At 34.4% G+C, this 14855-nt stretch carries 12 protein-coding genes and 2 pseudogenes; 1 reads left to right on the top strand and 13 read right to left on the bottom strand.

What is annotated here, in order from left to right:
* Positions 1-20: 20 nt before the first annotated feature.
* From purD to purE, 11 genes are read right to left on the bottom strand one after another with little or no spacing between them, the layout of a single operon-like run.
* Entirely contained in the window at positions 21-1262 is a 1242-nt protein-coding gene (gene purD, locus EQ029_RS08835; protein ID WP_011276156.1) for a phosphoribosylamine--glycine ligase, read from the bottom strand.
* 33 nt (positions 1263-1295) lie between these two features.
* The gene (gene purH / locus EQ029_RS08840; protein WP_011276157.1) at positions 1296-2774 is read right to left on the bottom strand and encodes a bifunctional phosphoribosylaminoimidazolecarboxamide formyltransferase/IMP cyclohydrolase; all 1479 of its coding nucleotides are present in this window, start codon (positions 2772-2774) and stop codon (positions 1296-1298) included.
* Between the two features lie 15 nt (positions 2775-2789).
* On the bottom strand, positions 2790-3356 hold the full coding sequence (gene purN, locus EQ029_RS08845) for a phosphoribosylglycinamide formyltransferase (protein WP_011276158.1): 567 nt from the start codon (positions 3354-3356) through the stop codon (positions 2790-2792).
* Positions 3356-4387, bottom strand: coding sequence for a phosphoribosylformylglycinamidine cyclo-ligase (gene purM, locus EQ029_RS08850; RefSeq protein ID WP_011276159.1), 1032 nt, complete (start codon positions 4385-4387; stop codon positions 3356-3358). The genes purN and purM overlap by 1 nt, the downstream gene beginning before the upstream one ends.
* Positions 4380-5864 carry an amidophosphoribosyltransferase gene (gene purF, locus EQ029_RS08855; protein WP_057504947.1) on the bottom strand — a complete coding sequence of 495 codons (1485 nt, stop codon included), beginning with the start codon at positions 5862-5864 and terminating at the stop codon, positions 4380-4382. Before purF ends, purM begins: the two co-directional genes overlap by 8 nt.
* A complete protein-coding gene (purL, locus tag EQ029_RS08860) occupies positions 5843-8032 on the bottom strand; it encodes a phosphoribosylformylglycinamidine synthase subunit PurL (RefSeq protein WP_057504948.1) in 2190 nt (729 codons plus the stop codon). The genes purF and purL overlap by 22 nt, the downstream gene beginning before the upstream one ends.
* Positions 8025-8696 (bottom strand): phosphoribosylformylglycinamidine synthase subunit PurQ, encoded by a 672-nt coding sequence (purQ, locus tag EQ029_RS08865; RefSeq protein ID WP_011276162.1) that lies wholly within the window; start codon positions 8694-8696, stop codon positions 8025-8027. The genes purL and purQ overlap by 8 nt, the downstream gene beginning before the upstream one ends.
* A gap of 1 nt (position 8697) precedes the next feature.
* Positions 8698-8958, bottom strand: coding sequence for a phosphoribosylformylglycinamidine synthase subunit PurS (gene purS / locus EQ029_RS08870; RefSeq protein WP_011276163.1), 261 nt, complete (start codon positions 8956-8958; stop codon positions 8698-8700).
* Positions 8958-9662, bottom strand: a complete 705-nt coding sequence (purC, locus tag EQ029_RS08875; RefSeq protein WP_011276164.1) for a phosphoribosylaminoimidazolesuccinocarboxamide synthase — start codon at positions 9660-9662, stop codon at positions 8958-8960. The genes purS and purC overlap by 1 nt, the downstream gene beginning before the upstream one ends.
* Before the next feature lie 3 nt (positions 9663-9665).
* Entirely contained in the window at positions 9666-10790 is a 1125-nt protein-coding gene (gene purK / locus EQ029_RS08880; protein ID WP_029376687.1) for a 5-(carboxyamino)imidazole ribonucleotide synthase, read from the bottom strand.
* On the bottom strand, positions 10777-11259 hold the full coding sequence (gene purE / locus EQ029_RS08885) for a 5-(carboxyamino)imidazole ribonucleotide mutase (protein WP_011276166.1): 483 nt from the start codon (positions 11257-11259) through the stop codon (positions 10777-10779). The genes purK and purE overlap by 14 nt, the downstream gene beginning before the upstream one ends.
* A 211-nt stretch (positions 11260-11470) precedes the next feature.
* On the opposite strand from purE, the gene folD reads away from it, so the two are divergent.
* Positions 11471-12328, top strand: a complete 858-nt coding sequence (gene folD / locus EQ029_RS08890) for a bifunctional methylenetetrahydrofolate dehydrogenase/methenyltetrahydrofolate cyclohydrolase FolD (protein ID WP_016931330.1) — start codon at positions 11471-11473, stop codon at positions 12326-12328.
* Between the two features lie 194 nt (positions 12329-12522).
* Here folD and tnpA read toward each other — a convergent pair.
* Together tnpA and EQ029_RS08900 are read right to left on the bottom strand one after the other, a co-directional pair.
* Positions 12523-13005: pseudogene (gene tnpA, locus EQ029_RS08895) on the bottom strand (IS200/IS605-like element ISSep3 family transposase).
* Positions 13006-13079: 74 nt separating this feature from the next.
* Positions 13080-14811, bottom strand: a pseudogene (locus EQ029_RS08900) (IS1182 family transposase).
* Positions 14812-14855 lie beyond the last annotated feature (44 nt).

Below are 14855 nucleotides of genomic sequence, written 5' to 3' on the forward strand. Positions count from 1 at the left end.
ATACGCCCTATTTTTTACATTTACTTATTCAATGCCTTATTTCCAATATCATGACGATAAAATAGGTTATCACTCTTAATTTTTTCTACATTGTTATAAGCTACTTTCTGTGCATCTTCAATTGTTGCACCTTTTCCAAGAGCTAATATCACTCTGCCTCCTGAAGTAACAAATGCATCATCTTCTTTACGCAATCCACTCACAAAATAAGTATCATTTAATTCAAAGCCTGCTACTTTAGTTCCTTTAGCGTAACTTCCTGGATATCCTTTAGAAGCTAACATAACTCCTACAACAAAATCATCTTGCCATTGAAATAGAATAGGTTCTTTACGATCTAAAGCAACAATTTGAGCCATTAAATCACTTTCCAAACGACTTAATAAGACTTGAGCTTCAGGATCACCAAAGCGCGCGTTAAATTCAATTACTTTAGGGCCTTCTGACGTTAAAATCGCACCAATATAAAGTAATCCAAAGTAATCATAACCTTCAGCTTTCATCGCTTTTGCAATAGGCTGTGCAATATCTTTATTCGTACGTGTTAAAACATCTTCAGTTATATGTGGCACCGGACAATATGCACCCATTCCTCCAGTGTTTGGTCCTTCATCATTATCAAAAGCACGTTTATGGTCTTGCGCAATACAATCAAATGGAACTGCATAATCCCCGTTAATAAAAGTCATTAATGAAAATTCTTCACCCTCTAAAAATTGCTCAAAGACCACTTCACCATGTTCTTCAGGATAAAGTGTTTCTACTGCTTTAATTGCGTCTTCACGTGTTTCAGCAATGATTACACCTTTACCAGCAGCTAAACCATCTTTTTTAACTACAATTGGTAAATCACAATGATTTACATACGCCAGCGCATCTGTTTTGTTATTAGTTTCTTTATATTCTGCTGTTGGAATATTATATTTTTGCATAATTTTTTTAGCGAATAGCTTAGATCCTTCAATTTGAGCTGCATCCTTATTAGGACCAAACACTTTAACTCCAGTTTGACGTAATTTATCTGGCAATCCATCAATTAATGGTTGTTCAGGACCAACAACCACCCATTCAATCTTATTTTCTTGAACAAAGTTTAAGATGGCTTCATGATCACTTTCCGCAATGTCAGTATGCACTTCTGCAACATTAACCATAGCGTCATTACCTGGAATTGCGTGTAATTGATCAATTAATGGTGATTGACGCAATTTATTAGCTAAAGCGTGTTCTCGGCCACCCGCTCCGATAACTAAAACATTCATCATTATTACCCCTTCCATTATTTAAATGATAAATTAATGCTTGAAGTGACGCATACCAGTTGTCACCATAGCAATGCCATATTTATTCGCCATATCAATTGAATCTTGGTCTTTAATTGAACCACCAGGTTGAATAATAGCTTTAATACCATGCTGTGCAGCCAATTCAACGGTATCATCCATTGGGAAGAAACCATCTGAAACTAGGGCAACATTGTCATTGATTTCTATTGCACGCTCTAACGCAATTTTTGCAGAGCCAACACGATTCATTTGACCAGCACCAATCCCTACCGTTTGTTTCGTATTACTCAAGATGACAGCATTACTTTTTACAGAAGGGATTACTTTCCAACCTAATAGCATCGCATCCCACTGATCGTCGGTAGGTGCCTTGTCAGTTACAACTTTCATATCTTCTTTAGCAACTTCAAAGTTATCTTTGTCTTGGACTAAATAGCCACCAGATACAGAAACAAATTCTTCTTCACGATTATCAATCGTCATATCAATTTCTAATAGACGTATGTTTTTCTTTTTAGTTAAAATGTCTAAAGCTTCATCAGTAAATCTTGGAGCAATCACTACTTCTAAAAATATAGCATGTAATGTTTCAGCTAAATCAGAAGTTACGGTTCTATTTAATGCAATAATGCCACCAAAGATCGATTGGTTATCTGCATCATAAGCATGTTTAAATGCAGTTTCAATATTATCTCCAATACCAACACCACAAGGGTTCATATGTTTAACTGCAACGGCAGCAGACTCTTTAAATTTCTTAACAAGTGAAAGTGCAGAATCAGCATCTTTAATATTGTTAAAACTTAAAGCTTTACCATGTAATTGTTTAGCACCTGCAATTGTGTGTTTGCTATTCGAAGTACGAACAAAACGCGCTGATTGTTGAGGATTTTCACCATATCTTAATTGTTCGCTATCTCCTTTAAAGAAGCTTACAATAGCATGATCATATTCGTTCGTATGTGCAAAAACTTTGATCATTAATTCTTTACGGAAATCCTCATCGAGTCGGTCTTCCTTTATGCGTTCAATGACTTCATTATAATCAGCTGGATGTACAATTGTAGTCACATGTTTAAAGTTTTTAGCTGCAGCACGTAACATAGTAGGTCCGCCAATATCGATGTTTTCAATTGCTTCTGCTTCAGTTACATCTGGTTTTGCGACTGTTTTTTGGAAAGGATATAAGTTAACTACTACCATATCGATTAAATCAATATGTTGTTCTGATAACTGTTCTAAATGTTCAGGTTTATCACGATCTGCTAAAATGCCACCATGTACTGCCGGGTGTAATGTTTTAACACGGCCATCCATAATTTCAGGAAATTGTGTTAATTCTGAGACAGATTTCACCGGTACAGAAGCATCTTCTAAAGCACCTTTAGTTCCTCCAGTTGAATATAATTCATAATCTAATTTGATTAAAGATTTAGCAAACTCCACTATTCCACTTTTGTTTGAGACACTTAAAATTGCTTTTTTCATGATTAGATTAACTCCTTATTTAATAACTTTAGCTATAACACTTGGATAAAGTTCATACTCCAAACGCTTTACACGTTCTTCCAAATTCTCTTTAGTATCGTCCTGTTTTATATCACATTGTCGTTGTTCAATAATTTCTCCCGTATCCATACCACTATCAACATAATGTACAGTTGAACCAGTTACCTTATCGCCACTATTAAACGCTTGTCCAATAGCATCTTTCCCCTTATATTTCGGTAATAGTGATGGATGGATGTTTAAAATTTTACCTTCGTAAGCGTCTAATAAATCAGGTCCAATTAATCGCATATAGCCAGCAAGTATTATCCACTCAACTTCTTCACGTTGTAACAGTTCTATTAAATGTTGTTCGTAATCTGCTTTTGATTCGAAATCTTTAGGTTCATTAATATTGACAGCTACTTTTAATTGTTCAGCACGTTTGACGCAGTAAGCATCGTGATAATCAGTATATAAAGATGTAATTTCTATATTATTGAGTTCCCCTTTATCTGCGTATAATACAATATTTTCGAAATTACTACCTGAACCAGATGCAAATATTGCTACTTTAGCCACTACTCTACCCCCTCAAGATGAATAGGCGTGTCTTTGTCTTCAATAATTTCACCTATTTCGAAAGCAGATATACCCTCTTGTTTTAAAATATCGAGTGTTTGCGCAACATCTTTTTTATCGATTATGACAGTGAAACCAATCCCCATATTAAAGACATTGTACATTTCTTTAGTATCTATATTGGCTTGTTGTTGTAGCCAATTAAATACGTTTGGTGTTGGAAATGCTTGTGTATCAATGTTAGCTGCTAAACCTTCTGGTAACCCACGTGGAATATTCTCATAAAAACCACCACCAGTGATATGATTCATTCCTTTAATTTGAACAGCTTTTTTTAGAGCAAGAATAGGTTTTACATATAGCTGCGTTGGTGCTAGAAACGTTTCTAAGTACGTACGACCATCAAAATCGTCATTTAAATCTATACCAGATTCTTTAATTAATTTACGTACTAAGCTATAACCATTTGAATGTATTCCGTTAGAGGCTAAACCAATGATGGCTTGACCTTCTTGAATTGCTGATCCATCAATATAGTCGTCTTTCTCGACTGCTCCAACAGCAAATCCGGCAAGGTCATATTCACCTTCATGATACATTTCACCCATTTCAGCTGTTTCTCCACCAATAAGTGCAGTGTTAGTCTCTTCGCATCCATCACTCACACCTTTAACAATCTGTTCGATTACTTCTGGAACAACTTTATTCGTTGCAATATAATCTAAGAAATATAATGGCTCAGCACCAGTAGTCAAAATATCGTTTACACACATCGCTACTGCATCAATTCCGATTGTGTCGTGTTTATCATTATCAATAGCCAATTTCAATTTAGTACCAACACCATCTGTACCAGAAACTAGTACGGGTGCCTTCATATTTAATTGAGACAAATCAAAGGTAGCACCAAATCCACCTAAACCACCTAGTACCTCTTTACGCATTGTTCGTTTAACATGACTAGACATTCTCTCAACCGCTTCATAACCTGCATGAATATCAACACCTGATTGTTCATAAGCTTTAGACATGAATATTACCCTCTCTATCAAAGTAGTGTTTATGATTATTAATATAATCCTGTTGACGTTGACTTAAGTTCTTATAATATTTATCTTCATAATCAAATAGTCCTGCTGGATAATCACCTGTAAAGCTCTCTACACATAAACCACTATACGGTGCGTCATAATCTAATCCAATCGATTCAATTAGACCGTCTACGCTTAAATATGATAATGAGTCTGCACCAATATAATCACAAATTTCTTTAGGTGACTTACTTGCAGAAATGAGTTCAGCAGTCGTTGAAACATCTATACCGTAAAAGCTTGGGAACATAAATTCTGGAGAAGCGATTCTTACATGAACCTCTTTAGCTCCGGAGTCCTTTAACATTCTGACAATACGTTTACTCGTTGTTCCACGCACAATTGAATCATCAACTAATACAATTCGTTTACCTTCTACGATATCCTTGACTGCCGACAATTTAACGCGGACACCTTGTTCTCTTAACTCTTGAGTCGGTTGGATAAATGTGCGAGCTACATATTGGTTCTTCACCAACCCCATTTCATAAGGTAGGTGACTTTCTTCAGCATACCCACTTGCAGCTGATAATGATGAGTTGGGTACACCAATAACCATATCTGCATTTGCAGGGCTTTCTTGTGCTAATTTTTTTCCAGATGCTTTACGAACAGCATGAACATTTTTGCCAGCAATAGTAGAATCAGGACGAGCGAAATAAATATATTCCATAGCTGAAATAGACGTATTTGTATGACTCGTATATGATTTCACTTCAATACCTTCATTATTAATAACAACATATTCTCCAGCATGGATATCTTGCACATATTCAGCACCTAATACATCAATGGCACATGTTTCACTAGCTAAGATGTACGTGTCATCTTGCATTTTACCTACTACCAGTGGACGGATAGCGTTAGGATCTACTGCTCCATATAATGCATCTTTAGTAAGTATTGCAAATGTGAATCCGCCTTTAATTTGTCGCAAGCTCTCTTTTAACGCTTCTTCAAAAGTTGGTGCTTTACTTCTGCGTATTAAATGCATAATCACTTCAGTGTCAGATGAAGAATGGAAGATTGCACCATGTTTTTCCAAATATTGACGTAACGTCTGGGCATTAATTAAATTACCATTGTGGCAAATCGCAACGCTCATATCGTAAAAGTGATATAAAAATGGTTGTATATTTTCAATCCCTTTATTACCTGATGTGGCATAGCGAACATGGCCAATGGCGTTGTGTCCATCTTTAAGTTGATCCATTTGATCACCTTTAATTGCTTCTGTTAACAATCCAAGACCTCGTTCACCTTTTAAAATTTCTCCATCTGATACAACAATACCTGCACCTTCTTGACCACGATGTTGTAAACTGTGAAGTCCCATATAGGTTAATTGAGCGGCTTCTGAATGATTCCAAATGCCGAACACACCACATTCTTCGTTTAATCCACTGTAGTTAAACACTTTGCAATTGCTCCTTCCCAACTTTCTTTAATCTCTGAGACTTTTTCAACAATCGAACTTTGAGCATTAGTAACTTTAAATTCATCAACATCTGTCAATTGACCAATTTCTATAGCTTCATCAATATTTAACGTCTGTCCTTCTTTAACAACAATAATATATCGACCTTGCGTTTCACTAAACAATTGTGCATCTGAAAGGTCAATTGAAGCTTCTAATCCTAAACCATAATGGGCACTGATACGCGCTAAAGTAATTAATAAGCCACCTTTACCAACTGTTTGTACGTGAGAAGCCACGCCACTTCTAATCGTATTCTTGACTGCTTCTCCTTTATTAACTTCATCGCTTAAATCAATTGCTTCAAATTCATGATTGACTTTACCGTATAATAATTTTTCAACTTGGCTACCACCAAAATCATCTCTTGTTTCACCAACTAAATATAATTTATGACCAGCTTCAGGATGGAAATCCTTCAGATAATCAATATCCTCTATCAAACCTACCATTCCTACGACAGGCGTTGGGAAAATAGATGTGCCACGTGTTTCGTTATAAAGTGATACATTACCTGAAACTACCGGTGTTTTTAATACTTCACACGCTTCTGACATACCTTTCGTTGAATCAATTAACTGCTGATAGATTTCTTTCTTTTCAGGAGAGCCATAATTTAAGCAATCCGTCATAGCAAGTGGAGTTGCACCTACTGCTATTAAATTGCGATAGGCTTCAGCTACGACCATTTTTCCACCTTCATAAGGCTGATTAAACACATAACGTGCTTCGCCATCAATTGTAGAGGCTACAGCTTTATTCGTACCTTCAACACGAACAACTGAAGATTGTAAACCTGGTTTAATGATAGTATTAGCACCAACTTGTTGATCATATTGCTCATATAAATAATGTTTTGAGGCAATCGTTGGATGTATTAGAAGTTTCTTAAATGTTTCTTCGACATTTATAGAGCTATAGTCATTTTTAGATGTGTTGTACTCTTTCTCTTCACCTTCTAAAACATAGACCGGCGCTTCATCTGCAAGTGATTGAACCGGTATATCCGCGAATACTTCATCTTCATATTTAAGTACGAAGCGGTCAGTATTTGTTACTTCACCAATTACCGCACTATCAAGTTCATGTTTTTCAAATAAATCTAAGAATTTTTGTTCAGTACCTTTTTCAACAACTAATAACATTCTTTCTTGTGTTTCAGAAAGCATCATTTCATAAGGTGAAATACCTGGTTCACGTGTAGGCACTTGATCTAAATGTAATTCCAGACCACTGCCACCTTTAGCTGCCATTTCTGATGATGAAGACGTTAAACCAGCGGCACCCATATCTTGAATACCAACTAATTCGTCGAAAGTAATCGCTTCTAATGTGGCTTCCATTAATTTTTTACCTACAAAAGGGTCACCAATTTGAACAGATGGTCGTTTACTTTCACTTTCTTCAGTTAACTCTTCAGATGCAAAAGTTGCACCATGAATACCATCACGACCTGTTTTTAACCCTACATAAATGACTGAGTTACCTTCACCTTTAGCAGTCCCTTTTTGAATCATGTCATGATCAATAACACCTACACACATGGCATTAACCAACGGATTTCCATCGTAACGATCATCAAATTCAATTTCTCCAGCTGTTGTTGGGATACCGATACAATTTCCATAACCGCCAATACCACGTACTACACCTTTAAGTAAACGTTGGTTCTGTTTAACTGACAATTCACCGAAACGTAGACTGTTTAACAGATTGATTGGTCTAGCTCCAATTGATACGATATCTCTAATAATGCCACCTACACCAGTTGCAGCACCTTGATAAGGTTCGATAGCTGACGGATGGTTATGTGATTCAACTTTAAATACTACTGCTTGATTATCACCAATATCCACAACACCTGCGCCTTCACCTGGTCCCATTAAGACATGCTCACCAGTAGTTGGAAATTGTTTTAAGAATGGTTTAGAGTGCTTATAAGAACAGTGCTCACTCCACATAACCGAGAAGATGCCTACCTCTGTAAAATTAGGTTCTCTTCCCAATATTTCACAAACTTTGTTATATTCTGCGTCACTTAAGCCCATATCTTGATATAATTTTTCAAGCTTAATTTCTTCAATACTAGGTTCGATAAACTTAGACATTTTGTTCCCTCCAACTATTAACCATTGCTTCAAATAATTTCACGCCACTGTCAGTTCCAAGAATTTTTTCAAGCGCACGTTCAGGGTGTGGCATCATTCCGCAAACATTACCTGCTTTATTTACAATACCTGCAATATTTTCATGAGAGCCGTTTGGATTATCTTCATATGTTAAGATAATTTGATTATTTTCAACTAATTCGTTATATATGTCATCTGTACAATAATAATGACCTTCGCCATGCGCTACTGGATAAACTACAATTTCATTTTCACCATACAAATTTGTAAAAGGAGTTTGATTATTGGCAATTTTTAGATTTTCATTTCTGCTAATAAATAAATGAGAATCATTATGGAGTAATGCACCAGGTAATAAACCAATCTCAGTGAGAATTTGGAATCCGTTACATACACCTAGAACGGGTTTGCCATCATTTGCCAAGCGTTTTACTTCGTTAATTATTGGTGCTACACTAGCCATTGCACCTGAACGTAAATAGTCTCCAAATGAAAAACCACCAGGAATTAATACGCCATCGTAACCATCCAATGACGTCTCACGATAATCAACATAATCTGCTTGCGCACCTGACTTAATCGCTGCGTTGTACATATCTCTATCACAATTAGATCCTGGGAATACGAGAACTGCAAATTTCATCTTATGCATTCTCCTTTTCGTCAACAATTTTATAATTATATTCTTCAATTACAGTATTTGCGAATAACTTTTCACTTAATGTCGTCACAATGTTATCAACCGCTTCATCAGTTGCTTCGTCAACCGTCATGTATAATACTTTACCTACACGAATATCATTAACTTGTTTATAACCTAAGTCGTGAACAGCTCGATTTAGTGCTTGTCCTTGAGTATCTAACACCTGTGGTTGTAATGTAATGTGAAGTTCAATCGTTTTCATTATTTTAGTTCCTCCAATTTATTTAAAAATGTTGTATAAGTGTCAATAAGTGAACCTGTATCATTGCGATAGACGTCTTTATCAAAGTTAGTATCAGAATATTTATCCCAAATACGACATGTATCTGGAGAAATTTCATCAGCTAATAAAATTTTACCGTCAGAAGTTTTACCAAATTCAACTTTAAAATCAACTAATCTTAAATCCATCTCATCCATCAATTGAACTAATACTTTATTAATATCTTTAGCCATAGTTTTTAATGTTTCAATTTCACTCTCGCTCGCTATTTTTAAAAGTTTAACGTGATCATCTGTAATTAATGGGTCATTTAAGTCGTCATTTTTATAGAAAAATTCAACTAACGGTGCTTCGAATTCATAACCTTTGTTAAAGCCTAAGCGTTTCGTTATAGAACCTGTTGCTATGTTACGTACTACAACTTCTAGTGGAATGATTTTAACTTCTTCAACTAATTGTTCCGTTTCCGAAAGTTGCTTAATAAAATGACTCGCAATTCCATGATGAGCTAAATATTCAAATATTATAGAGGTAATTTGATTATTTAATCGTCCTTTACCTTCCATTTTGTCTTTTTTTGCACCATTACCAGCCGTAACTTCATCTTTATACTCAACTCTCAATTGACCTTCATTGTCTGTTGAGAAAATTCTTTTCGCTTTTCCTTCATATAATAGCGCCATTAACTATTCTCTCCCTTCAAACTGTTTAAGCATAGCTTTCTCAGTTTCATCTACATTATTCGTTAAAATTGTCATATGCCCCATTTTACGATTAGGTTTACGTTCAGGTTTCCCATAAATATGAACATGCCATTCTGGATGATTAGCAAACTTATCTTCTAATAAATCTAAATCGCGCCCCAACAAATTCATCATTACTGCAGGTTTTAAAATCTCAATTTCTTTTGGAAGATTTTGTCCAGTAACTGCTAATATATGTGTATCAAATTGTGAATAATCACAAGCTTCAATTGAATAATGTCCGGAATTGTGTGGACGTGGTGCAATTTCATTTACATATAAATTATTTGATTTATCGATGAAGAATTCGACTGTAAATGTACCTACAAAATGTACCTCATTAATAATTTTATTTACTTCATCTCTAGCTTCTTGTTCCTTATCACTTCTCGCAGGCACAATGGTTTTAAATAATATTTGATTTCGATGTTCATTTTCTTGAAGAGGGAAATACGTAATTTGTTTTTGGTTACCAATCGTAACAGTTAAAGAAACTTCGAGTGCAATATCAAGAAATTGTTCTGCTACACACTCTTGTTGTGAAATGAGATCTTTAGCTTCTTGAATTGATTCTTCATTTTTAACTAAGACTTGTCCTTTACCGTCGTATCCACCAAAACGCGTTTTAACTATAAATGGATATCCTAATTGATTAATCACAACATTTAGGTCTTTTTCCTCTTTAATAGGTAAAAAAGGAACAATTTTAGATCCCGCTTTTTGTAATGTTTGTTTTTCAGTTAAACGATCTTGTAATAATTGAATAGCTTGATAACCTTGAGGAATATTGAATTTTTGAGTTAGACGAATAAGTTGTTCAGCTGAAATATTTTCAAACTCATAAGTGATAACATCAGATTTCTCACCGAGTTCATGCAAAGCTTCTTCATCGTCATAAGCAGCAGTTATAAATTCGTGAGCTACTGATTTACACGGACTATCAGGGTTAGGATCTAAACAAATGACTTTAAAGCCCATTTTTTGAGCAGATTGTGCCATCATTTTACCTAATTGACCGCCACCGATAATACCGATTGTGTCACCGAACTTTAATTTATTGAAGTTCATTTTGCATTTCACCAACTTTATCTACTAGACTTTGCTCATATTCATCTAAATGTTTACGAACCGATTCATTACTAATACTTAAAATTCTCGCAGCTAGTATCCCAGCATTTTTTGCACCTGCATTACCTATTGCAGTTGTAGCTACTGGAATACCTCCTGGCATTTGAACAATCGATAATAAAGAATCCAATCCTTTTAAACTCTTGGACTCAATCGGTACACCTATAACAGGTATTGTTGTCATTGATGCAACCATTCCTGGTAGATGCGCAGCACCACCTGCACCAGCAATAATGACATCGTATCCATTTGTTCTAGCTTGACTTGCAAATTCATACATTAATTTAGGCGTACGATGTGCCGAAACGACTTTCTTTTCGTACGGTATTTCGAATTCATCTAACATCGCACAACTTTCTTGCATAACCTTCCAATCTGAAGAACTACCCATAATAACCGCTACTTTCACGTTGTACACCCTTTCAAAAGTTTGAAATTTAGTTACGATTAGTTGTATATTACAGATATAGCATAACAATCATGAGATGCTTTTTCAATCAAAAATCGAACTTTAACTTAATTTTTACTTTTAATTTACGTCTTTTGGCTATCAATTGACGTGACCAAAGATTTAAAGTTAAGGTATAAGTATGATTTAAACAAACAAGGAGGAATTTTTTGTGGTTGCAAAAATTTTAGATGGGAAACAAATTTCTAAGGACTACAGACAAGGTTTACAAGATCAAGTTGAAGCTTTAAAAGAAAAAGGTTACACACCAAAATTATCCGTAATCTTAGTAGGTAATGATGGTGCTAGTCAAAGCTATGTAAACTCTAAAAAGAAAGCTGCTGAAAAAATCGGTATGATTTCTGAAATTGTTCATTTAGATGAGGATACTTCTGAAGAAGATGTATTAAAAGAATTAGACCGTTTAAACAATGATGATTCAGTAAGTGGAATATTAGTTCAAGTACCTCTTCCTAAACAAGTAAGTGAACAAAAAATCTTAGAAGCGATTAATCCTGAAAAAGACGTTGATGGCTTCCACCCTTCAAATATCGGTAAGTTATATATTGATGAGCAAACTTTTGTTCCATGTACACCACTAGGCATTATGGAAATTCTTAAACATGCTGATATTGATTTAGAAGGTAAAAATGCAGTTGTTATTGGCCGTAGCCATATTGTTGGTCAACCTGTATCAAAATTATTACTACAAGCAAATGCTACAGTAACTATTCTACATTCACGTACTAAAGACATGCATAGCCATTTGAAAGATGCTGATGTTATTGTCAGCGCAGTTGGTCAACCAGGTTTAGTAACTAAAGATGATGTAAAAGAAGGCGCTGTTATTGTTGACGTTGGTAATACTCCAGATGAGAATGGTAAATTAAAAGGTGACGTTGAATTTGAAGAAGTTAAAGAAGTTGCAGGTGCAATTACGCCAGTTCCAGGTGGTGTTGGCCCATTAACAATTACTATGGTGCTTAATAATACATTATTAGCTGAAAAAATGCGTCGTGGCATTGAATAATGTAATTATTCTTACTTAAACTATATGTATGTTGAGTAATTCGTTTAAACTTCAATTAAACAAAGCGAAATCAAAACCACCCGTGTGAACGGGTGGTTTGTTCTACGGCTATAAGCCTTCCTTACTGGCCAGCCCTAAAAGGGCACTGACAGGTCAGCCAACTGCACTACTTTCCCAGCACCCCTAAAGGGGTACTATTTTTTTCGTCTTTTTTTAATTTCTTCTCCTGTAAAAGGATCAAGATATTCTTCCATTGAAATTTGATCTGCAACGATATCTTCTTGTAATTGATTACGAATATAATTTTCAATTACCTTTTTATTTCTACTTACTGTATCGACATAAAATCCTTTACATCAAAACTTTCTATTACCATATCTATATTTTAAATTAGCATGTCTATCAAAAATCATTAAACTACTTTTACCTTTTAAATATCCAACAAATGAGGATACTCCTAATTTAGGCGAAATACTAACTAACATGTGAATATGATCTTTACATGCTTCTGCTTCTATTATTTCTACGCCTTTTCTTTCACATAGTTGACGCAAAATAACTCCAATATCCCTTTTTATCTTTCCGTATATCACTTGTCTTCTATATTTTGGTGCAAAGACTATGTGATACTTACAATTCCATTTTGTATGTGCTAAACTGTTTGTGTCGGATGACATTAAATAGCATCTCCTCGTGTTGAATATTTGGTTGGCTGACCAATATATATTTTAGCACGTAGAGATGCATTTTTTTAGATAACGGTGAAACCTTTTCTGAACCATACGCATAGCGTATGGTTTTCTTTATACAATAAAAGAGTCCGGGACATAAAGTTCTTGGATAAGTGAAAAAAAGACAATTTCTATTGAAATAATATAGAAATTGTCTTTTTTATAAATTTTTTGATTATTTTCAGCTCGTTGAGCTACTACTTTTCTTATATTAAGTGCCATTAATACAAAACCAAGTTCTCTTTTGACTTTATTGAGTCCTCGGACAGACATCCGAGTGAAACCCAAAATAGCCTTCATAAATCCAAAAACAGGTTCCACATCAATTTTTCTTTGACTGTAGATATTTTTTGTTTCTGGTTCTGAAAGCTTTTTGTTAATTTGGGATTTAAAATATTCCCAGTTATAATTCTTCATTATTTTTTTGTTTGTTTTTGAATTGAAGTTCATACATTGATTTTTCAGAGGACATTCTGAACAATCATCACATTCATATAATTTGAAGTCTCGCTTATAACCATACTTATCATGACGATAGGCATATCTTTTAAAACCTAGCCGTTTATTATTCGGACAAATGAATTCGTCATTAATTTCGTCATAGTTCCAATTTTGAGTATTAAAGATGTCACTTTTATATTTTTTAGTTTTATCTTTTATAAACATTCCATATGTTATGAGTGGCGTTCGATTAAAGTCATCTATAATTGCCTTATAATTTGATTCACTACCATAACCTGCATCAGCTACAATATATTCAGGTAAATGACCGTAGGTCTCTTGAATTGAATTTAAAAATGGAATCATCGTTCTAGTATCCGTTGGATTTTGATACACATTATAAGATAAAACAAATTGGGAATTTGTCGCTATTTGTAAATTATACCCTGGCTTAAGTTGTCCATTTTTCATGTGATCTTCTTTCATTCTCATAAATGTCGCATCATGATCTGTCTTAGAATAACTATTTCTATCCTTTAAAATAGATTTTTGAAATTCGTATCGATACTTTCGCTCAAAATAATCATTGATTTGCTTTTTGTATTTTTTGATTTTAGTTCTTTTGAGACGTATTTGTTTTCTTGTTTTAGTACATTTTTCATTGTTGATATGTTGGTTTAAATCTTCGATTTCTTTATCTAAGTGACTACCAATCAAATCTATTTCTTCTTTTGTTAATTCATTATCATGATCTTCTTTAATTTCCGGTATGATTTTATTGGTTACCAATTCATGGTAGAGGGCTTTAGAATCCTCATTCATCTTTGATTCATGGTTTTGAATACTCTTTTTCCATACAAATGTATATCGATTGGCATTTGCTTCAATTTTTGTACCATCAATAAAAATAGCTTTATCATCTATAAGATTTTGTTTTACACACTGACTGTAAAATTGAATAAATAAAGATTCTAATAAAGCATCTACTTTTGGATTTACTCTAAATCGATTAATTGTTTTATAAGAAGGTTTTTGATTTTGTGATAGCCACATCATTCGGATGCTATCATTAAGCATTTTTTCTATTTTACGACCTGAGAATACAGATTGTGTGTAGGCATATAGAATCACTTTTAACATCATTTTAGGATGGTACGAAGTTGCACCACGGTGATGTCTGAATTCGTCGAATTCATTGTCAGGAATTGTTTCAACAATATCATTTACATGTCGTGAAATATCATTTGTGGGGATAAGAACTGAAGTTTCCATTGGTAGAGTAAGTTGAGTCATGTTATAATTTTTATACATAAGGCACCTCGTTAATTTAGTTTAGTGATGTTTATTAAATTATA

Source organism: Staphylococcus haemolyticus (genome assembly GCF_006094395.1).
Classification (GTDB): Bacteria; Bacillota; Bacilli; order Staphylococcales; family Staphylococcaceae; genus Staphylococcus; species Staphylococcus haemolyticus.

Coding starts and splice junctions, on each gene's coding strand:
- purQ (WP_011276162.1), bottom strand. CDS start 8,696: ATGAAATTTGCAGTTCTCGTATTCCCAGGATCTAATTGTGATAGAGAT.
- purM (WP_011276159.1), bottom strand. CDS start 4,387: ATGTCTAAAGCTTATGAACAATCAGGTGTTGATATTCATGCAGGTTAT.
- purD (WP_011276156.1), bottom strand. CDS start 1,262: ATGAATGTTTTAGTTATCGGAGCGGGTGGCCGAGAACACGCTTTAGCT.
- purS (WP_011276163.1), bottom strand. CDS start 8,958: ATGAAAACGATTGAACTTCACATTACATTACAACCACAGGTGTTAGAT.
- purK (WP_029376687.1), bottom strand. CDS start 10,790: ATGAACTTCAATAAATTAAAGTTCGGTGACACAATCGGTATTATCGGT.
- purH (WP_011276157.1), bottom strand. CDS start 2,774: ATGAAAAAAGCAATTTTAAGTGTCTCAAACAAAAGTGGAATAGTGGAG.
- purC (WP_011276164.1), bottom strand. CDS start 9,662: ATGGCGCTATTATATGAAGGAAAAGCGAAAAGAATTTTCTCAACAGAC.
- purL (WP_057504948.1), bottom strand. CDS start 8,032: ATGTCTAAGTTTATCGAACCTAGTATTGAAGAAATTAAGCTTGAAAAA.